The 18,916-nt window shown below is 61.8% G+C and carries 23 protein-coding genes; all 23 read right to left on the reverse strand.

The genetic code is table 11. From position 1 onward, the window contains the following. Window positions 1–417: 417 nt before the first annotated feature. Window positions 418–939 (reverse strand): hypothetical protein, encoded by a 522-nt coding sequence (locus AC1DIQ_RS08390; protein WP_478049805.1) that lies wholly within the window; start codon window positions 937–939, stop codon window positions 418–420. Then, the gene (locus tag AC1DIQ_RS08395; RefSeq protein ID WP_478049806.1) at window positions 939–2,087 is read right to left on the reverse strand and encodes a tail fiber domain-containing protein; all 1,149 of its coding nucleotides are present in this window, start codon (window positions 2,085–2,087) and stop codon (window positions 939–941) included. The genes AC1DIQ_RS08390 and AC1DIQ_RS08395 overlap by 1 nt, the downstream gene beginning before the upstream one ends. A 205-nt stretch (window positions 2,088–2,292) precedes the next feature. After that, window positions 2,293–4,044 carry a hypothetical protein gene (locus AC1DIQ_RS08400; RefSeq protein ID WP_478049807.1) on the reverse strand — a complete coding sequence of 584 codons (1,752 nt, stop codon included), beginning with the start codon at window positions 4,042–4,044 and terminating at the stop codon, window positions 2,293–2,295. Continuing rightward, window positions 4,044–5,477 carry a D-Ala-D-Ala carboxypeptidase family metallohydrolase gene (locus AC1DIQ_RS08405; RefSeq protein WP_478049808.1) on the reverse strand — a complete coding sequence of 478 codons (1,434 nt, stop codon included), beginning with the start codon at window positions 5,475–5,477 and terminating at the stop codon, window positions 4,044–4,046. Before AC1DIQ_RS08405 ends, AC1DIQ_RS08400 begins: the two co-directional genes overlap by 1 nt. Further along, the gene (locus tag AC1DIQ_RS08410; RefSeq protein WP_478049809.1) at window positions 5,477–6,370 is read right to left on the reverse strand and encodes a hypothetical protein; all 894 of its coding nucleotides are present in this window, start codon (window positions 6,368–6,370) and stop codon (window positions 5,477–5,479) included. Before AC1DIQ_RS08410 ends, AC1DIQ_RS08405 begins: the two co-directional genes overlap by 1 nt. Beyond that, complete coding sequence (locus AC1DIQ_RS08415) at window positions 6,367–6,774, reverse strand: hypothetical protein (RefSeq protein ID WP_478049810.1); 408 nt, start codon at window positions 6,772–6,774, stop codon at window positions 6,367–6,369. The genes AC1DIQ_RS08410 and AC1DIQ_RS08415 overlap by 4 nt, the downstream gene beginning before the upstream one ends. Next, on the reverse strand, window positions 6,774–7,061 hold the full coding sequence (locus AC1DIQ_RS08420; protein WP_478049811.1) for a hypothetical protein: 288 nt from the start codon (window positions 7,059–7,061) through the stop codon (window positions 6,774–6,776). Before AC1DIQ_RS08420 ends, AC1DIQ_RS08415 begins: the two co-directional genes overlap by 1 nt. 20 nt (window positions 7,062–7,081) lie before the next feature. Then, on the reverse strand, window positions 7,082–8,548 hold the full coding sequence (locus AC1DIQ_RS08425; protein ID WP_478049812.1) for a hypothetical protein: 1,467 nt from the start codon (window positions 8,546–8,548) through the stop codon (window positions 7,082–7,084). Beyond that, on the reverse strand, window positions 8,548–9,168 hold the full coding sequence (locus AC1DIQ_RS08430) for a phage adaptor protein (RefSeq protein WP_478049813.1): 621 nt from the start codon (window positions 9,166–9,168) through the stop codon (window positions 8,548–8,550). Before AC1DIQ_RS08430 ends, AC1DIQ_RS08425 begins: the two co-directional genes overlap by 1 nt. 9 nt (window positions 9,169–9,177) lie before the next feature. Then, complete coding sequence (locus AC1DIQ_RS08435) at window positions 9,178–9,489, reverse strand: hypothetical protein (protein ID WP_478049814.1); 312 nt, start codon at window positions 9,487–9,489, stop codon at window positions 9,178–9,180. A 61-nt stretch (window positions 9,490–9,550) separates the two neighbouring features. After that, window positions 9,551–10,540 (reverse strand): SU10 major capsid protein, encoded by a 990-nt coding sequence (locus AC1DIQ_RS08440; protein ID WP_478049815.1) that lies wholly within the window; start codon window positions 10,538–10,540, stop codon window positions 9,551–9,553. A 15-nt stretch (window positions 10,541–10,555) separates the two neighbouring features. Beyond that, window positions 10,556–11,515 carry a hypothetical protein gene (locus AC1DIQ_RS08445; RefSeq protein WP_478049816.1) on the reverse strand — a complete coding sequence of 320 codons (960 nt, stop codon included), beginning with the start codon at window positions 11,513–11,515 and terminating at the stop codon, window positions 10,556–10,558. Window positions 11,516–11,685: 170 nt separating this feature from the next. Then, a complete protein-coding gene (locus AC1DIQ_RS08450; RefSeq protein WP_478049817.1) occupies window positions 11,686–11,970 on the reverse strand; it encodes a hypothetical protein in 285 nt (94 codons plus the stop codon). Beyond that, window positions 11,967–14,195, reverse strand: a complete 2,229-nt coding sequence (locus AC1DIQ_RS08455) for a portal protein (RefSeq protein WP_478049818.1) — start codon at window positions 14,193–14,195, stop codon at window positions 11,967–11,969. The genes AC1DIQ_RS08450 and AC1DIQ_RS08455 overlap by 4 nt, the downstream gene beginning before the upstream one ends. Beyond that, the gene (locus AC1DIQ_RS08460) at window positions 14,195–15,466 is read right to left on the reverse strand and encodes a PBSX family phage terminase large subunit (RefSeq protein ID WP_478049819.1); all 1,272 of its coding nucleotides are present in this window, start codon (window positions 15,464–15,466) and stop codon (window positions 14,195–14,197) included. The genes AC1DIQ_RS08455 and AC1DIQ_RS08460 overlap by 1 nt, the downstream gene beginning before the upstream one ends. Further along, the gene (locus AC1DIQ_RS08465; protein WP_478049820.1) at window positions 15,438–15,659 is read right to left on the reverse strand and encodes a hypothetical protein; all 222 of its coding nucleotides are present in this window, start codon (window positions 15,657–15,659) and stop codon (window positions 15,438–15,440) included. Before AC1DIQ_RS08465 ends, AC1DIQ_RS08460 begins: the two co-directional genes overlap by 29 nt. Window positions 15,660–15,803: 144 nt before the next feature. After that, window positions 15,804–15,968 (reverse strand): hypothetical protein, encoded by a 165-nt coding sequence (locus AC1DIQ_RS08470; protein ID WP_478049821.1) that lies wholly within the window; start codon window positions 15,966–15,968, stop codon window positions 15,804–15,806. 23 nt (window positions 15,969–15,991) lie between these two features. Next, on the reverse strand, window positions 15,992–16,687 hold the full coding sequence (locus AC1DIQ_RS08475) for a hypothetical protein (protein ID WP_478049822.1): 696 nt from the start codon (window positions 16,685–16,687) through the stop codon (window positions 15,992–15,994). Between the two features lie 9 nt (window positions 16,688–16,696). Further along, complete coding sequence (locus tag AC1DIQ_RS08480; RefSeq protein ID WP_478049823.1) at window positions 16,697–16,897, reverse strand: hypothetical protein; 201 nt, start codon at window positions 16,895–16,897, stop codon at window positions 16,697–16,699. A gap of 52 nt (window positions 16,898–16,949) precedes the next feature. Beyond that, window positions 16,950–17,204 (reverse strand): hypothetical protein, encoded by a 255-nt coding sequence (locus AC1DIQ_RS08485; protein ID WP_478049824.1) that lies wholly within the window; start codon window positions 17,202–17,204, stop codon window positions 16,950–16,952. A gap of 157 nt (window positions 17,205–17,361) precedes the next feature. Continuing rightward, window positions 17,362–17,736 carry a hypothetical protein gene (locus tag AC1DIQ_RS08490; protein ID WP_478049825.1) on the reverse strand — a complete coding sequence of 125 codons (375 nt, stop codon included), beginning with the start codon at window positions 17,734–17,736 and terminating at the stop codon, window positions 17,362–17,364. After that, window positions 17,733–18,260, reverse strand: a complete 528-nt coding sequence (locus tag AC1DIQ_RS08495; protein WP_478049826.1) for an HNH endonuclease signature motif containing protein — start codon at window positions 18,258–18,260, stop codon at window positions 17,733–17,735. Before AC1DIQ_RS08495 ends, AC1DIQ_RS08490 begins: the two co-directional genes overlap by 4 nt. Further along, entirely contained in the window at window positions 18,253–18,807 is a 555-nt protein-coding gene (locus tag AC1DIQ_RS08500) for a trypsin-like serine peptidase (RefSeq protein ID WP_478049827.1), read from the reverse strand. Before AC1DIQ_RS08500 ends, AC1DIQ_RS08495 begins: the two co-directional genes overlap by 8 nt. Between the last annotated feature and the right edge of the window lie 109 nt (window positions 18,808–18,916).

The following is an 18,916-nucleotide window of genomic DNA, read 5'->3' on the forward strand; positions in this document are numbered from 1 at the left end:
CCGGAATCGAACCGGCATGGGGTTGCCCCCGGCGGATTTTAAGTCACATGTAACATCGCAACTGATTGATTCTTATAGGTCGCAGGTGGACCAAAATCACCACTTCTGACGCAACGACTGCACAAAAACTGCACAGGAAATTTGCGTCACTCCCCGCCCTTCTCCCACCACTTCGACCGCCTGCCCTTTCGCCTCGCCGACTCCTTCAACGAGGCGGCAAGCTTTTCCTCCGGGGTCCGGGTGTCGTGTAGCAGCAGGTGAGCATAGCCCGGCGCCAGCTTTGTGGGGTCCGGGCGGTCAGATTCGGGCTTGTCGGGGCGGTCCATGAGCCGAAAGATACGCCCCAATCGGCTCACAGGGTGAGACGGACCTATCAAGTCTTCAACGACTTTACAGCAACCTGATAGGTCGCCTGCCTCACAGGTTGGTGGAGTACTCCAGGTCCACTGACATGTCCGTGGATACGGGCGTGTTCACACCATCGCTGACCGTGCAGCGCTTCACGGCGGTCAGGATGCTGTTCTTTGCAACGGACGCAGTGAACGATGGGCTGAACACGTTCGAGGCAGGGGTTGGGATTGCCGTACTGCCGCCGACGTGCGCCCATGTGCAGGTGTAGGAGCCGGTGCCGCCCGTGGCAAATACGGTGCCACTTGCCGAGACGCTACGAGTCGCAGGGGCGGGTTCGTTCTGATACTGGCTACCATAGGCCCCGGAGTTGCTAGCCGTCAGGGTCGGGCCGCCGCCACCGCCCGTTCCACCCTGGCCGTAGAAGTTGAACAGGGAGATTGGCCCGGAGGTTGGCACCCCCGCATTAGCGGCAGTGTTGGGGACGTAGGCGCCACCCTTGTAGTACTCGAAAATGGAGTCAGGCGCTGCTCCGCCATACTGCTGGCGGAGCATTTCAAGGGTAATCGGACCACTGGCAGGAAGGGCCATTAGCCGCCCTCCAGCTCTTTCACGCGCGACTCCAGCGCGAGCAGACGCTCACCGGCAACAATGGCCCCGAGCAGTCCGGCATTGCCGTACACGACCGACAGGAAGCCATCCTCGGCTTCCTCGACCAACTCGCCCAGCACGCCGCGCAGCGACTGGGCACCGACACCCGCCTGCGTCTGATGGATGTCGGTGCGGTCGTAGATGCCGTGCTTGACCCTGACCAGACGCTCCAGGAAATCACTGGGCAGCGGGCGCCAGTTGGTCTTAACGCGCTCGTCAGAGCCGCCCGTAACGTTGCCCGTTGCGGTGATGTTTCCGCCCGCAGTCATGTTCCCGGTGAGGGCGAAACTGCCCCCCGTGGTCAGGTTGCCTGGGTGGATGATGCTGCCCGCCCCATCTACTGACATTTTCTCGCCGCTTCCGATCTGGAATAGGCGCGTCGCGTTGCCCGTGGCGTACCAAATCCACGATGCCCCACCATCGCGTGCGTCGAAGCCAACGGATGCCACATTGCCTGTTGCGGCAATAGAACCACGGAACAGATGGACTCCACCCGCGCCAGGGCTATATTGCCATGCGTAGGAAGCGTTTTGATTGTCTACAATCGAGGTAACACCTGACGCATTGACGCCGATGTTTCGGCTGAACGACCCGCTGAATAGTGCGATCTGATCTGATGCGGTAGCAATGGACAGCTGGCCGCTCATGAGATCGCCAGCTTTACGTACCGCCCCCGTGTCCCTGCTCCCGTAAACTGCTTGCCAGACACCAGAAGACAGACAGCGGAAGGCGATTACCTGCCCTGCGACTGTGGTCACATTGGCCGCATCAGGGAGGATAATGGACCCTGAATTTGTCAACGTGCAGGCTCCGGTGAATCGCACCTCCCGAATGCAGCCTGGGAAGCCGGTGCCAAAACTATTAATGTTCGCCGTGCCGGTTACCTGCACGAATTGACCGTCTGCGCTGGAAATGTCAGTGGTCGAGGCCGACGCGATGGTCGAAGAAGCTACAGAATTGGTGCTCTTTATGATCGCGAAAGCCGCGCGGAGGTAGTTGTCTAGGCCGTTGCCGATTGCCTCCGTTCCAGATGGGGAGTTGGAGCTGGCGATGGACGAGAGGTCGGCCATGTTGTTGGGGACGGGCATAACTTCTCCAGCAAAAAAGGCCCCGAGGGGCCTTGGAGTGGTAATATCGGAAGGGCCTGACTAGACCGAGCGGCATATGGACAAAGAGCGAGTAATTGCGATCTTCCTGATGCCCATCGCGGTAGGGCTCTGGCAGCTGCTGGTCGAATACCTAGAGCGTCGGCGAGACAGGAAGGAAGCCGCGCTAGCGGACTACCATTCCCGCTCAGTCGTCGTTTCTGCGCCGCTTCGCCTTGGCTGTGACCGGGGGAGCAGCGAGGATTGCAGCGCCAGGGGCGCCACGGGACAGGGCTCGCAGCAGTAGGGCCGGAGGCAGGCGGGAAACCGCGTCGCCCAGCAGTCCGCTATTCAGCACCCGCCCAACAGTCGCGCCACCGGCCAATAGGCCGCCCAGCATCGGCAGGGCGCTGACGCCACCCGCAATACCGCCACCGCCCAACAGGCCCGTGGCAATACCTCGCCCAGCCGTGCCGCTATCGGGGATCGGGTCTTTCAGGACTACCTGACCGGCGCGAGCCAGATCACGCATCTCCTTGGTGCTGCCCTTGCGGATCGCAGGCCAAAGTGCACCCGGACGAACGTCTCCACCGGCACCGGCAACCTGCTTCAGCACACCCTCGGTCGTCCGGAAGTTGGCCCACTGGCTCCGCAATGCCTTCAGCGCGGCTGCATCACCCTCCCCCACCGATTCAGCCGCGATGTCGTCCAGCTCGTTGCGCAGACCCTTGATCGCTGAGGCAACGCCCGGATTGGCCTTTTGCTCGGCAGACTGCAGGTTGGTACGCAGTCGCTGGTAGATCGGGCCGCTGATCTTGCCGTCCACGACCTCATCGCGGATTTTCTGAGCGTACCGCTCTACGACATTAGCCTCTTCCCGCAGCAGCGGTTCGGAAACCTCCGTCTGGCGAGCGGTGAGGCGTGCCGTGGCGGCTTCGTCAACCGGGATGGTGTTGCGGTCGTAGATTTCCTGGAACTTGCTGCTCATGCCCCGGCGAGCGCCAGTCATGGCCTCATCGGTGAACTTGGGCACCTCAGCACCGAAGGTCTTGCCCACAGCCTGATTGAACGCCTGCTGCTGGTTCCGTGCAGCCCTGCCAGCGCCGGAGAACGGCAGATACCGCGCCATGCTCGCCATCGCCTTAGCAGGGATGGAATCGGACACTTGGGACAGATGCAGCGGGACGCCGCTGTTACGCAGCGTCTGCATGGCCGCCTGCTTGATCGGATCGATGGCCGCAGTGGCTCGGTTAACAGCTCCGCCCAGCAATCCCTGCGCCGCGCCACCAAGCCCACCGGCAGCGCCGCCAATGGCCGCATTCTCAGCCCGGCTTTCGCCCTCGACGGTCGGGGCAAGCGCCCCATATGCCCCGCCAAGCAGCGCATTGCCGCCGATCCGAGCCCCTAGGGTCGGGAGTCGAGCAACTGCGCCACCCGGAGCCGCCAGCAGGCCCACATCGCCCGCGATGCCACCGGCCGTAGCCGCGCCGCTGCCATCCATGAACTGCATCTGCTCACGCTGACGCGCCGCATCCTGCTGATCGGTAGCGCCGACAAGCTGGCCGAGGCCCATGCCACTAAGTGCCACACGGGAACCGGCACCAGCGGCCGCCTGAGCCAGCAGCGGGGCATCCTGGAACGCCCGCTGTCGGTTGGACAGGTCCGCCGCCGCAGCCTCGCGCGGATCGAACATCGCCTGACGGCTATGGTTCAACTCGGCAAGGCTCGGGGCTTCCGGCTCGCCAAAGTTCGGCAGCGCCTGCCCGCCATGCGTGGTGCCACGCTGCAACATCTGCTGCGGAGCGGCCTGCGCGGTCGAATCGACGGACGAGGTGACGCCGGAGAAGTCCACGGGAGTGCGCTGACGGTATTTTGCCAGTGCCATCTCCATGGTTCCCGACGACGTACCGTCTGGGAACTCGACAATATTGCCGTCCGGCAGTTCGACTTCGATGGGCATTATTCGATCTTCCCGGTTGCGGGGTTGAACTTCAGGCGGCGGACAGTTGGGGCAGCGGGAGCGGCCGTAGACGACTGCTGGCCCGCGTATTTCTGGTTAAGCGCGCGAATCTGCCGCAACGCAGCCTGACGCGTGGCCACCGGGATCGCTGGATTAGCCAGATCGCCCGCCATTTCCTTGTAGAGCTGGACGTCCCTGTCGGACTGCGGGCCTTCCATGCGGGGCATCTTCGAGGTGAGCTGGCCCGCGATGGTCTGCAGGGCTGCGGTGGCCTGAGCGCCCGGCGTAGACGTGCCGAACATGGCCGCCGCACTGTCGACAAGTGCCCCGCCACGGCTACCGGTGGCCCGCTGCAGGAGCTTTTCAGCCTCAGACAACAGGTCGAGAGCATTCCCAGCATCACGCTGACGGGTGGCCGCCGTCTTGCTGAAATCGGCTGCCGTGTCGATCTGTTTGATGCCCTGCGCCTGATTGAGTGCAGCCTGGGTGCGCATCCCCAACTCGGGAGCCAGTGTGCCCAGTTCCACGTTGCGCTCTGCGGCCTTGACCGCTGCCGCTTCCTGTTCCTTCGAGCGGCCGACACCGATTCCCAGCCCCGCCACCGACTGTCCGCGCGGGAGCTGCAGGTGGATATGGTCGCCCTCATCGATGGCCTGATAGCCGAGCTGCTTGGCACGCGACACGAAGGCGGGCTTGAGCTGCGGCGGGACGGCGTAATCAGCCGCGGTGCCTCGCAGATGCTGGCTGTTCGGCTGGCCGCCAACTTCCGCATTGCGCTGGGCAGTGCGGACGCCGCTGGTCATGCTGATGCCGGGGAACTCCATCGCCAGCGAACTGAACGCACCCGGATCAGCCGTAACGCCCTGCAACGGTGCCGCCTGCTGGCCGAGCTGTGCTGCCTGAGCCTGCGGCGGGAGTTGCTGGCGCTGAGGGGCTGGCTGTCCACCGCCAAGCGGAATCCAGCCGCCCTGCTCGTCCACGTAGATCTCTGACTCGCCGGTACGCGGATTGTTGCGCTGGGGGCGCGGACGCCCTGCAGCATCGGTGAATTCGCCGAAGCCGTAGCCACTGGACGATGCCCGGCCCTGCGTACCCGCCGCGACACGGTAGGCCTCCTGCTGCTCACCCTCCGGCAGCTTTCCGGCCAGCCACTCCAGGTAACGCTGCTGGGCCGGTGCGCCGTTCATGGCCGCCATCTGCTGACGCTTGACGCGCTGGTCACCGATGTTGTCTGCGCCCTTGTTGATTGCCAGCAGGCCGGACTGGATGCCGTCACTGAGCGATGTGCCGAAGCTGCCACCGCTCTTGGAGCCGAGAATCCCCAGCCCCAGCGAGAGCAGGCCTTGGCGCGCCAGTGCGCTCTTGTCCTGATCCGTGAGCCCGTAGGACTCGGGAATCAGCTTGCCGAGCAAGCCGCTATAGGTGTTGGCCATTAGCTACCCCACATGGAAGCGATGAGCGCGGCATACCCTGCCCCGTTCTCGGCGGCACTCTTGTAGTTCGGGTTGTCGCCGGTAACCGCACCCGAAGATGTTCCGCCGCGAATGGTGCCCAGTGCATTGTTGAGCAGGCCAAGCTGATTGGGCTCCCAGTCCCGCCACTCATTGAACTGGTCGCGGTCGTCGTTAATCGCCTGCTGCTGGAGCGACTGCTGAAGCGAGCCGTTACGAAGCAACTGGTTCGCATCGCTCTGGCCCATCTGCTGCAGCGACGGCAGGAAGGACATGGCGCTCTGGCGGTTCTGCTGGTTCTGATTCCAGATCGAGGAGTTGCGGTTCAGGGCAGATTCGGCAAGGCCAGACTGGCGGTCGTAATCCGCGTTGCGGTACTGATAGTTGGTGTCACTCAGCTGCTGGGCAAGATTCTGCTGTCCTTGGCTTAGCGCCTGCTGCATTGCCGAGCCACCGTAGGCGCCCCCGGCATTGAACTGCGCAAGCTGATTGGGTAGCGTCGAATCGGTGTAGCGCTGGGTAATATCCCGGCTTGCCGAGTCGATCATGTTGCCCAAGTACGGGTTTTCGCCCGCGTAGGCGTTAGCCTGATCGCGGTACGGGTTGTCGTATTGCCCGGCGATGGTGCGGTTGATGTAGTCGCCAGCATTGGCCTGGAGCTGACCGTTCTGCTCGGCCTGCGCACGCGCCATCGTGAAGGAGTTTTCCTGATCCCCGCTGAACCCGGCAACGGTCGGCCCGCCGTAGCCCATGTATGGGCGCTGGGAGAGCTGGTTGGCAGCGGCAAGGTTCTGCTGGAAGTAAGGAACCGACCATGCGGGCGGATCGGTGCTGTTAACAGTGGTATTTGTGGTCTTCTTCTTTCCGGTACTCATGCCAGCGGCACCTCATAGGTCGCTGAAACCAAGGGGAACCGCTTGGACCAGCCAAGGCGGGGAGATTCAAGGGTCAGGCGGGTGGCGCCACCGGTCCTAGCAATCTGGCGGATGGAATCGATGCCAAAGTCGAATGACTCGCCATCCCCGCCGTTGTGGGCAATCCAGATGTGCAGGCTGGGCTTGCCACTGAACTCCTCGCGTTCCGGCGTCAGAATGAACATGGCCTGGTACACCCCAAGCTTGTAGATCAGGTGCGCCCCTGCGTTGCCGGAGAGGATGCGCGCATACACGTCCTCCTTGATCCAGTCCGGCGATGTGGCCTCAATCACCGAATCCAAGGCAACAGAAATCACCGGCCAATGAGCGCGCAGCTCAGCCGGTCGAACAAGAACCAAGTCCATCATGCCCCCGTAAGGAATCGTGCCTGAACCCACGTGCCCGGTGCGCCTGCAGCAACGCAGCGCCAGCCGTGGATGATGTATTTGCTGCCCGCTGTGCCCAGCTCTGCGGGAGTGCTGTTGAGGATGAAGTCGCCCAGGTTGTAGTTCACGGCGCTGCCCGTTGGGGCGGCCGTTGCGGCATTTGTCACCGCAACGACCTGCCCCTCACTGATCTGGTTGAGTTGAGTCGCCGACTTTCGCCATTCGCCGGTAAGTTGGCGGATCAACTGCTCCAGTTGCGTGGGCAACCGCAGTTCAGGATTTACCCTCATTCAGCCGTCTCCCCATCAATTGCCAGCGAGAACCCGTTGATGGCCATTCGACCCAGGAAGCTCAGCCGGAAGCTGTGCCAATGCGAGGAGCGACGGAAATCGAACCTTCGACGCTGCATCGGAACTGTCGCGTCCTGAATCCGAGGATCGCCCAAGTCCTCCCGGTAGAAGTTCGTCAGCGTTGCCGTTGCCGGGGCTTGGCGGAATCGCGGCTTGAACCTGTCCGCGAACAGGTAGTTGTCCATGTCGCCCACGTCACCCGTCACAAGCCAGGAAGGCCCGGGTTCACCCGTGATGGTCTTCAGTACCCCACCCTGAATCACTGCAGGCGCCTGTGCACTGGCGAGCCAGAAGCTGGAGTCATAGGCGATATCCGGGAGGCTGTCGTAAGTCGAGTACAGCGTTCCCAGGCTGTCGTAGGTGATCTGACTACTGGAATACAGCAGAGCGGCCTGCACCCCGATGGCCTGTTTGCCCCATTGGTTGGTGCGGAAGTTGTAGACCAAGCAGGCGTCCAGCTCGCCCGAACTGGCAGTGCTGGGGTAGTACCAGTACACCAAGTCACGCGGGATGTCGGCCACGCCAAAAATACGCTCGCGGTACTGCTGGTTGAGGTTGGCGAAAAACCATTCCCGGACAGGCGTAGCAGTGCTGTTGAAGGTCGCGCCACCAATGGGGCGAGGCACCGTTCCATCGTACACATAGAAGTCCGAAGGGCCGACGAAAAACTGCTGAGTGCCCACCACCACAACAGACTCATTCCCTGAACACCCAATATCGCCAGGGATCCGTTCCCAGCGCCAAATCACTTGGCCGCCCTCGTAGATTCCGAGGTACATCGATGTGTCTTTGTAGGCGACCACGTTGCTGCCCAGTGCCGCACCAGCCTTGATGGCGCCGGGCGAGTCCAGAAGGCGTCCATAGGCGCACTGGGTGGCAGCAGATGCCGTCCATGTAGCCTGATTGCGGATACCCGAGCAGTGCCAGCCGTCCGGGGCATCCCCGTACTGCGCGTGGCTGACGTTCAGTGCCATCACGAAACCGGCAGCGGTCACAATGATGGCTGCAGTAGGCGCGCCCGCGATGTCGATGAAGCCTGCGCCCGGCAGTGCCTGGCCGATGATCTCGGTACGATTGGTCGCCAGCACGTAGTTGCCAAAGACGGACCAGCGCATGCGATTTGTGCCCGAATACCCGCCTGAGCGGGAGCGGTCCACCCATGCCGAAGACACCGCCTCGTCGATGCGCGGCCCATCTGCGACCAGCACGCGGCGGGTGCCGTCCAGCAACTGCGCAACAAATGCGCTATTTGCTGCCGAGCCGAGGGCTGGGAAGTTGGTGCTGACCAGCGAATTGGCCGCTGACAGTCCCTGAGTAGTCGGAATGATGGCGTCGCAGTCGGTCAGGACGCCCGGGGTTTCAGGGTCCAAATCGGGCGCGAAGCCCACAAGTTGGGCGCGCATCAGGGGAAGTTCCGGTTTGCGGGCCGAATCATGGCCCCGGAGCCGTAACGGGCACCGTCGTCCTCGGTCTTCATCCCGTCACGGGTCGCTTTGGCGATGGCCGCCCACACTTGGATGCGTTCGTCATCCTGAATGTACGGGGCGGAGTGTGTCAGGGCTGCGTATAGGTACAAGCCCGGCTCGCGAGTGATCAGCCAGTTCTGCTGACTGGCATCGGACAGCGAGGGGATGGTGGCGAAGTAGGTGAGCGTGTAGGCCATGTTGCCCGGACCACCCACAAGGGTCAGGGCGTTGCCCTGCTCCACATAGCCGATGGGTGGACCGCCGAAATAGTTGGCATTGGTGGCCAGCGCATCGGGCGTCATGGCGGTGAGGCTCAGGCGCAGTCCGCCGAAGCTCACGTAGACGCCCTGCATCTCGCGATAGTCGGCAGGCAGTGGGATCGTGTTGCCCGCGCTGGTGCCGGTAGAGGTGGTCATCATCTGCCGGACGCGAAGTTGGCGGTTCAGATCCGCCTCGGCCAGCTGGATGAACCCAGGAATGGCATTGGTCAGGTCGGCGCGTGCAAGCTCGTCGGCGACGGCAGCTTTCAGTGTCGAGTAGTCAACGATAACCGCCATGCCGCCTCCTCAGAATTTCTTGTTGCCAGTACGGCCCCACACCCTAAACGGGCGGGCGTACTCGCTGTTGATGAATTCGGTCTGCATATCGCGCGACCGCATGAACTCAGTCCATGCCACGCCACGCTCATTGCAATATTTCTCCAGCACCTCGGCTGGAACCTCAGCGAGCATCACAACGTCGCCGGAGGTGTGGGACTGATCCTTGCTCAGGGCTGCACAGTGGTGCTCCAGACCCTTGAGTTGATCCATATCCGCGTAAACCAGATCAATGGCGCTATCGCCATCTCGGGTCATGACCCGCTTGATTCCGTCCTGCATCGATCCTCCAAAGAAAAGGGGCGACCCGAAGGCCGCCCCAGTTCAATTCCACATCGCCCCGTTACGGGGACAGATCGCGCACAGCGCCCAGCACACCTTCCTGCGGGACCACCAAGGTGACTTCCGTCAGAATCTGGTAGTTCACCGCATCGCCGACCTGCGCCAGTTCCTTCGACTGGAACGGACGCAGCTGGCCGAGGCTCAGCTTGTCGAAGTCCACCAGATAGGCGGTGTTGACCAGGCCAGCACCCGAGCCGGACATCACGCGGTTCGGGATCACCTTGGTGACGCCGAAGTCGTGGCCGTAGAAGGTGAAGGAGGTCTGCAGGATCACCGGGTTCGGAGCCGACTTGGTGTTGACGCCGGTCTGGCCCGCCACTTCGTTCATGCGGGTGACGTTGCCGGTGAAGGCCGACACCAGCTGCTTGTGCGACGGGGAAACCAGCAGCGCATCGCAGTTGCCGCCGTTGGTGTAGGCACCGACGATCACGGCCTTCAGGAAGGGCTCGATGAAGGCGCGCAGGGTGCCTGCAGTCGGGGCGGTATTGGTCTGCGGGTTCGGAGCCACACCGCCGACGCCAAGGCTGTTGTTGGTCGCCACGAAGCCGTACAGGCCGCGCATCTGACCCGCAACACCGGAGGTGCCGGTGACAGCGGTGCCGTTGGAGATCGCAGCCGCCTCAATGTCCTTCTTCAGCTCAACCATCTTCTTGGTGCGCTGATAGGACACTTCCGAGCTGCGACCGTACTTCTTGACCGCCTCGGTGGTGCCGGAGATCGACAGGGTGTCCTGAATGATCTGCGTGCGGTTGTTGTACTGGCCCGGCTGGGTGATAGCCGCGTAGGAGGCGTCAGCGCCTTCAATCGCGGCATTGGCCGGGTTCGGGGCGCGGTAGGTGTCGGCGGTCCACTCGTGGAAACGGTTGTCCACGCTGACACGGCTGATCGAGGACACCAGCGGGGTGTCACTCGGGCGGAAGTTGTAGACCTTGTCCTCGACGTCTTCGGCGATGCGTACGACGTTGTTGGTGATCAGGGTATTTGCGGGCATTTCTTGTCCTTGGGATTAGAATCCGCCCTCGCGCGCCAGGGCTGCGAGTGAACGGAGATCATTGGGGTTGTTGTTGAGGCGCTTACTTGCCTCAGCGATACGTCGCTGCTGTTGAGTCGGCGGGACACGGGCTGCGCCGGGCTTGACGACACGCTCAGGCGGCGTGGGCTGACCTTGTTTGGCCTTGGCCCCTGCAACCTTCCTCTGGTGGTCACGCCACTTGGCAGCGTCACGGACCGCGAGCAAAGCCCGGTGGTCGGTGAGCATCTGCAACTCCTCTTGGGAGTAGCCCAGGTCAATCAGGTACTGCGCGATCTGCTGCTGTTCGGCGGCGGCGACCTTGGGGTCGCTCCATTCCTTCAGCTTCTCGTGGAGAACCGCCCGCTCACTCTCGGCGTGCTCGGCCTCCGCTCGCTCCTGATCCGCCTTACGCTGACCGGCAAGCCGGTCGTTCTCAGCCAGCAGGGCATCCAACATCTGCGCCCGCTGCTGGAACTGCTGGTTCTCCGACACCCAGGCTGCGGGGTCTTCGTTCGCCAGCTGTGCAAGCCGCTGTTGGCTACCGATCAACTGCTCGCGAAGAAGGCCCAGCAAGGGCGCAGTCTGCTTGGCGAGATATTCCCGCTGCTGCTGCACCTCCTGCCGCTGTCCTTCCACGGCGCGCTTGGTTTCGGCTACCTCGCTCGTCTTGCGTCGGTAATCTGCATCCTTCATGTATCCGGCACGAAGCTCGGACAACTTGACCTTGGCACCCTCGACCTCGAATTCCGGGTCTTCCGGCTCGCCCTCCTCCTCTTCCTCGGACTCCTCGTCCGCAACCTCTTCTTCAGCCTCTTCCTCAGTCTCGGCAGACTCTTCCAGCTCATCCGATTCGTCGGTATCGACCACCTCGCCCGGCTGATCGTCCATGTCAGCGGCAATATCCATCAGGCTCGGCTCGCTCGGGCCGAGTTCCCCGGAGGGTTGACTCGTCATATCTAATTCCTTGGTTGCGGCGCTTGGTTAACCCAGTCGGGTTCCGTCGGCCAGTCGAATTTCGAAGGTTTCGCCTCGGCACACGGGCGCGCCGTAGTGCGGGGTTTCGTAAAGCGCCGGGAATGGCGCAAAAGGCACCGTGATCCCGGTTACGACGCCATCAATGGCGCTTAATCGCGCAACAACTTCCGCCCAACCTGTCGGGCTCGATCTGCCAGCGACCTTTTCTGTGCCAGCTGGCCGTCCTGCATCGCGATCCGGAGGTGATCCTTGACTCTGGTCAACATCAACTGGGTCAGGAACAACTTTTCGCGGCCGTCCACGTCTCTTACCGGGCTGGTCTGCCATGCTCGGGTGTACTCCGTTTCAAGGATTTCGAAGGCCTCAACGAGCAACGGCTCCCGAAGGAGCCGTTCTGCGTCTAGACCGCGTTGCACTTCTTCTTCGGGCGTCACTGCTGCACCTCCTGAGCGATCTCGGCGGTGGCCGTGTCAGTGGCCGCGTTATCCAACTTGGACTTGGAACTGATGTTGGCCGTCTCGATCCTCACCGAGGCGTCCAGCTCAGCCTTCCAGCGCTGGAACGACTGTTCTCGGATGCGCTCGGCCTCCTCGTACTGCATGCTTAGATGTTCGAGTTGAGCCTTGTTCTCAACCTGAAGCCGCTGGATGGCCGCCTGATTCTGCCTATCCAGCTCGTTTCTCTCAGCCTGCATTCTGGTCTCGAGCGCGGACTGCCGGGCTTGAGCCTCTTGGCGAATCTGCTCAACCTGGATGGCAACCTGCCCCTTCATCTGGACAGCCGCCATCTGACCCTGTTGCTTGGCCTGCTCCGCCAATACCTCCGGCGGCGGACCCTGATTCGGGTTCGGCAGCGGTGCCGGGCTGAAGTAGCGCTCAGGCTGCTTCTCACCGGCAGCACGGGCAATGTCCATCGCCAGGTTCATGGCGTTCTCAGGCGTCACGATGCCAAGCTCAAAGGCCTTCTGCTGCGTTTGGGCGATCATCTGCAGGCCCATCATCTTCTTGGCCTCGCCCTGATTGCCCACGCCAACCGATACCGACATGCGGTACTGGTTCTTCCACTGGCGCGGGTCGATCTGTAGCCACTCACCGTTGACCTTGACCTCTCGCTCGCGGTCCGTGTACTGCGTAGCCATCTTGAGCAGCAGCCGCCACTGGCGACGCATGCCCGTCTCAGCCAGCACACGGGCCACCAGCTCAACCCGCTGAGCGCCCTGCGTGATCAGCTCGGAGATACCCTCGGAGCCGATGTTTCCCTTTGCCAGACTGTCGGCATTGATCGCCGAGTTCATCTCGGTGACACCGGTACGTGTATCCCGCACCTGACCGAAGTGGTCCAGCAGGGTCAGCACCTGGGGGCCGATGAACGGGGTGACATCCACCCGCAGTGCTTCGAGGCTGTTAACGCGACGGTAGCCACCCGGACGGGGATTGAGCAGGTCGTCCAGATTGACCTGGCCGTTAACCACCGTGGTCTGAGGCATGTTGACCAGATAGGCGTTGTCCATCATCTGGCGCGTAAGCACCGTGTGGATACGCTGCAGGTCTTCGACCAGATCGTAGAAGCTCAGCCCGATCAGCTTGTACGGCATGAGGATCGGCGTGAACACCGAGAACGGATGGTCGTCCGTCACCTCATTGGAATGGATGTAGCGGCCAGCCTTGACCACCCGGCGGTACTCAGCGATGCCGTCACCATCGAAGTCGACCTTGATGTAGGCCTCGGTGACCGTAATCTTGCGCTGACTCTCGTCGCCCTCGTTGTCGTCGTAGTCCTCGGACCCGTCGTACTCGTGGCGCTCGTTCTTCTCCCATTGCCCGGCCTCTTGGTCGCCGCAGTAGGTGTCAACCTCGTCCTCAGGCCAGCCCTCGGAGATCAGGTCGGAGCGGGTGCGCTCGACCACATGGGCGATGTAACGGACGTTGCCAAGGCTGCGGGTATCGCGGGCAATCCGGATTTCCTCCGGCGGCACGCCCTCGACCTTGATCCTGTTCTTCTGCTCGCGAATCTTGAGCGTCGCGTCGTAGATGGCGGCCGCTTCAGGCGGTGCACCCTCCGGGATCAGCTCGGGTGACAGGTGGCCCACCTCCTCAATGGAGGCGATCTCGACACCCTCGTCCTGCGAGAGAACCTCGACCTCAGCCATGGACAGGCCACGGTAGACCTCCTGGCGCTCGTCCCACGCCTTCTCGCACCACGTCTTGGTAACGCCCATGCGGAAGATCAGGCACGACTTGATGGCGTCGTGGAGGGTCGTGAAGCCGTCCTCGTTCTCCTTCCAGAACAGGTAGTCGCAGTAGGTCGATGCCTGCTCCGCCCCCTTCTCTTCGCGGCGGCCATCCGGCTCGAAGACAACCACACCCTCCTGATTGAACATCTTCATCAGGGTGGGCATGATCCACTCCACCGTGTCCATCAACGTCTTGGACACGATCTGCGAGTGACCGTCAGCGTCAGGCGGCGACAGCTTGCCGCGCGCCTCGCCCATGTAGAAGTAGCGCATCTCCTCGCGGTCGGAGGCGAACTGGTCGTTAACACCAATCGCAATCGCACTCTCGCGGTCGATAAGGGCCGCCAGCTCGTCCTCGCTCATGCCGGACCGGGAAGCCAAAGACTCCTCATCAGCCTCGGCGATTGCGTCGTAGTCGTCAGCCATCAAACGAACCTCATGTTGGGGCGGTGCGATGGGGTTTCGCCCCACGTGTCGTTGGTCATCTGTTGCTCGGCCTCGGCGACGTAACGGAACATGTCCGCGCCGTGTGAGTGCTCGTCGTGTACTGGCTTGCCCGGCTCACCCGTGGATTGCGGGATGGCCCGGCGATAGCGGCGCAGGTTCTCGACCAGCCCCTTGCACTCGTCCTTGTCGAAGACGGCGCGGGGGAACATGGAGCGGGCCTTGCGGATACCGGCCTCTACTGCACCGGGATAGGTCGGGATGACCTCTACGGACCAGCCAAGGCCCTGCATCAGCTGTTTAGCGGTCAGGCCGGTCTTGTAGTCGCCGTGGTCACCGTCATGGGGCAGGAAGATCGTTCCCCAGTTGTAGCCGAGCAGCTTCAGCTCGGCGGAGATGTACTCCAGGGTCTTGCCCCGGTACTCCAGCGACTTGATCAGGCGCACCTGACTGATGTGCTTCTGCACGAAGCCCAGCACCATGGCGTCGTTCCAGCCAAGGTCGAACACCACATGCACCTTGAGGCGCGGGTCGTAGGGCACCTGTGCAATCCGGTTGGCCTCGACTGCGGACGCCACCTGATCGGCGTAGATCGCGCCAGACACCGCCGGGACGCACTTGCCCAGCCACTTGTTGTTGTAGTCGGCTTCGGGCAGCTTGAGTGCGTCGTCCTCGCGCTCGGAAACCAGCTCGGTGTCCTTGAACCACGGGTTGTCCGCGTAGTTCATCTGGACGACCACCGCGCTAGACGGCGGCTCCACCACGAAGCGCAGGTAGGTCGGGTCCGTGTCCAAGCCGGGGTTGAAGCTGACCCAAATCTCGGAACCGGGCTTGCGGATCGTGGGCGTCAGGATCGTCCAGCTGCGGTCGGAGACGTTGGCCGCCTCCTCCACCCACACGACGTCGATGCCCTCGTAGGACTTGATCGACTCAGCGGTCTGGTCGCTAAGGCCCGCGAAGATGAACTCCGAGCCGTTAACACCCTTGATCGCATTGGCTTGCACATCGAACAGGGCCGACATGCCCATGCCTTCGATCTGATCAGACAGCAGCTTGTGGACCGAGTCCTTCAGCGACTTCTGCACCTCTCGGGTGCAAAGGATGCGCATCTTGGTCTTCGCGGCCAGGATGATCAGCGCCCTGGCAATACCCCAACTCTTACCCGACCCTCGACCGCCATGGACCACCTTGTAACGCGCAGGCGCGAACAAGAACCCGAGCTTCTCAGGTATCTGGATGCTCAGGCTGGACAAGGGTCACCGTGATGCCGGTCAGGAGGGGGTTTTCTGGATCACCCGCAACCGTCATGGGCAGGACGCGCCCAACCAGTGCGAGGAATGCTGCGGGCTTCTCTGCGGCCTGTGTGACCAGGTAGTCAACACCGCCAGCCTTGGCGAGCGCCCCGAGGATCATCTCCTTGAGGTCTCGATTGATCTTGTTGGGCACACCCTTCTGGCGACCACCAGTCTTAGGCAGCCCCTTTGGACGAGCCATTCTTGTTGCCTCTAGTTCAGATTCAAAGTTAAGTGACGTATCCAAACAACCGGGCCATTGCCCTGTAAGGATTTGGCCCGGTTTAGCGTTACGTAATCACGGAGCCGGATTGGCCCAGTTCGTGTCCAGCCAGTACACCAGCGCAGCCCATGTCTCGAAGGACACGCAGTCTCGGGCGTCAGCGCCCTTGTCGGCACCCACAGCCCAGCCGTTGAACGTCTTGATGATTGCGATCTCTTTCTGACTCAGCCATGTGGGCATGTCTTGCTCTCTTCTGGTGGAAATTAGATGGCGCGCTCGTACTTAGCCGTCCAGTCGCCGCCGTTGGGGTCAGTGAATGCCCCGTAGACGCTCCCGATGTCGGCTGACTTCCAGCCAGATGCAGAGCCACCGCTGCGGGTCAGGCCTGCAGTGCCGCCCATCTGGCCGCCTGTAGCTCGACCACCACCGAGGAATCCACCGACGTTGTTGCCGAAGCCACCGAGTGAGCCTTGAGATGCCGGCGCAGCTGCAACCTGCTGGCCCCACTGGCTGTAAGGGCTGAAGCCCCCGGCCTGCGTTGCCATGCCGCTGCCGAACTGCTGGTTGCCGAAGTTGTTAACCGATCCCTGGCCCTGCATGTATCCCTGCCAGCCGCTGCCCGGCGACTGAGCGCCTAGGCCAAGGTTGCTGATTGACGGGGTAATTACTGAGCCTTGGTAGCCAGTGGTGTAACCGGGGGACTGTGCTTGGATGCCTTCGGGCCGCACGGCGCTCGGGGCCCTATCGCCATGGTTCACGTAGGCACCGATGCCACGAGAGGCCAAGGTTCCGATCAGCGGATTCCCGGTAATCAGCCCCAGCACCCGTGCACCAACCTGCGCAATGCCACTTCCGGTGTGCGAGAACTGTCCGGTGCTTGGGTTGTAGTTACTCACGCCTGGAGTAGCTCGATCCCAAAACTTCCCAAAGAAGTTGCGGGTTTTGCTCGGCTCAGCCATCTCAATCCCTCAGTTGAGCCGCTCTGTGTCGGCCTGCTTGTCGCAAATGTCAGCCGCCTCACGCAGCAGCGATGCCAGGGCACCCATAGGCACCTTCCGATAGATGATCCGAACGTTGTTGTCGTCCAGCACGCGAATGGCGACCGCGAAGGTCGATGCGTCGTGGCATTCCTCAACGAACGCCTCGGCCAGCTCGTCCATGTGGTTCATTTGCTGCTCCGCTTGGAGTTTGCGACCCCCTGAGCCAGCGGGGTCGCCATGGTCAGAGGTCGCGCTGGACGTTAGATCCATCAGATTCGGATAGGGCATTGGCGATTGCCCATGCCTGCTCCTCATCCGGAACCTCACACACCACCTTGCTCCCACCGCTAACCGGGATTTCGGTGTGATAAACATCGCCAACAGGCGGGGCTCTATGCGTGTATGGGTAGCAGTAGCGCGTCACCACATAGCGCACGACAGTGCGAACGCGATACTCAGCAGGCGGAACATTAGTCTCGTTGTACTCAGTCTTCATTACTATCTCCAGATCCCGCAGGATCACTTGCCACTGAGCGCCGTGGCCGCGTTATTTCCTATGCGCATCCAGGCAATCAGCCGTGGCGGCGCGCTTGTTCTGGCTATCGGTGAAAGCCCACAACGCCCCCACATACAGTGCGCGCCAGATGCGCCAGTCAGTCGTGTTCTCTGGCGGCGGCGGCTCCAGTGCAGGGGCTCGCTCGGCGCACCCGGCAGGAGGCACGTACTGCTTCGTCGTAGGCCTTGTTAACCACTGACATCCCGCCGTCACCGTCAGGATCAGCGCCAGTGCGCAGAGCCTCGTCATCCGCTTTGGCGCGTCGTTGAGTCTCATAGCCTTCACTCTCTACTCGCTGCTGCGTGGAACGGCTGATCTCGTTGGATTTGGCCGTCGCCTTGGCTTCGGTCTTCAGCTCCCGCACTTCCTCTCGGGGCTTGGAGCCACCCCGCCAGTACAAGACCCCGGCAATGGCCACAAGGGCCGCAAGCAGCCAGACTCGCCAGTTCAGATACCAGGGGATCGGAATCATGCGGCCTCACTTTCAGGCCTTAGGATCGGCTGAAATTTGTGGATATGCGCCTTGGCGGATGCATATGCGGCGGCTGCATCGTCCTCACGCTCGAAGAGCCCCAGCCTTAGCCGCTGCCTGTTTGACATGATGTCTGCGGACCAGCGCCTAGCCTGTTGATTCCAATAGACACCGACGTGCCTTGATGCGATCACGGCCCTAGTCTTGCCCTTTCTAACGTTCTGCATGTTCTCCGCATGATTACAGGGGCGAAGATTGCAAATCCTATCGTTGGCTGGGTTGCCATCAGCATGATCAATCTTGTCGTCCGGCCAACTGCCGTGGGTTACAAGCCAAGCCAGCCGGCTGCACTTGTATGACTTCCCATCTATGCCAATGTATCGATACCCATTTCCATAGATGCTACCTGCGACTTCACCGGCCTTAGCCCTGTTGCTCTGAGGCTTCACCCAAATAAAAACCCCGGATTCGGGGTTGTAATCAAGCAGGTGTTTCACACGCTCAGCTGTCGGCAACTCACTCATGGCGCATGCTCTTGATCTTAGTGGTAAGCGGGAATGACACGGCATACCTGACGATCTCGCCGATATGAACTGCGGACACCACGCCAACCAGCTGACCAGATGAATTGAAAATCCCTGCCCCAGAATCACCACGGCCAACCATGGCATCTGAGTACATGTATTGCCCCAGATAGGCGGCCACGTAGCCGCGTCGATACACCTGGTTCAAGCCCTCAGAGTTCCCATAGAACTCAATTTCATCCCCCACTTTCGGAGAAGGGCCGAATTGAGCCCACACTGGGAAACGCTTCTGTACCCGCAGCAGGGCATGGTCCCGAGAATCGACGTCGATATGGGAGATTTCCACCCGCTCAGCTCCGATATACAGGTAGCTGTCGGATTCCTTGATGCAGTGCTTGGCAGTTAATAGGGTGTCTCGCCCTACTGCCGTGGCGCTGCACAAGCCGCCATCCTGCGTGCCAATCCGGTAGGTGTACTGCTCAACAGACGGGCGCGCTTGTACGCACCCCGATAGCGAAAGCATCAGGAATACGAACAGGCAGCGCATGACGGCACCTATTAAAGGGTGGAAGTGAACTTCCTGAGGGACTCGACAGCGGCATTTGCACATTTGGCGGCGTCGTCGGGCGACCGTGTTTCACTGAATCTCTCGCGAT

The organism is Stenotrophomonas sp. 05L413, assembly GCF_056397945.1.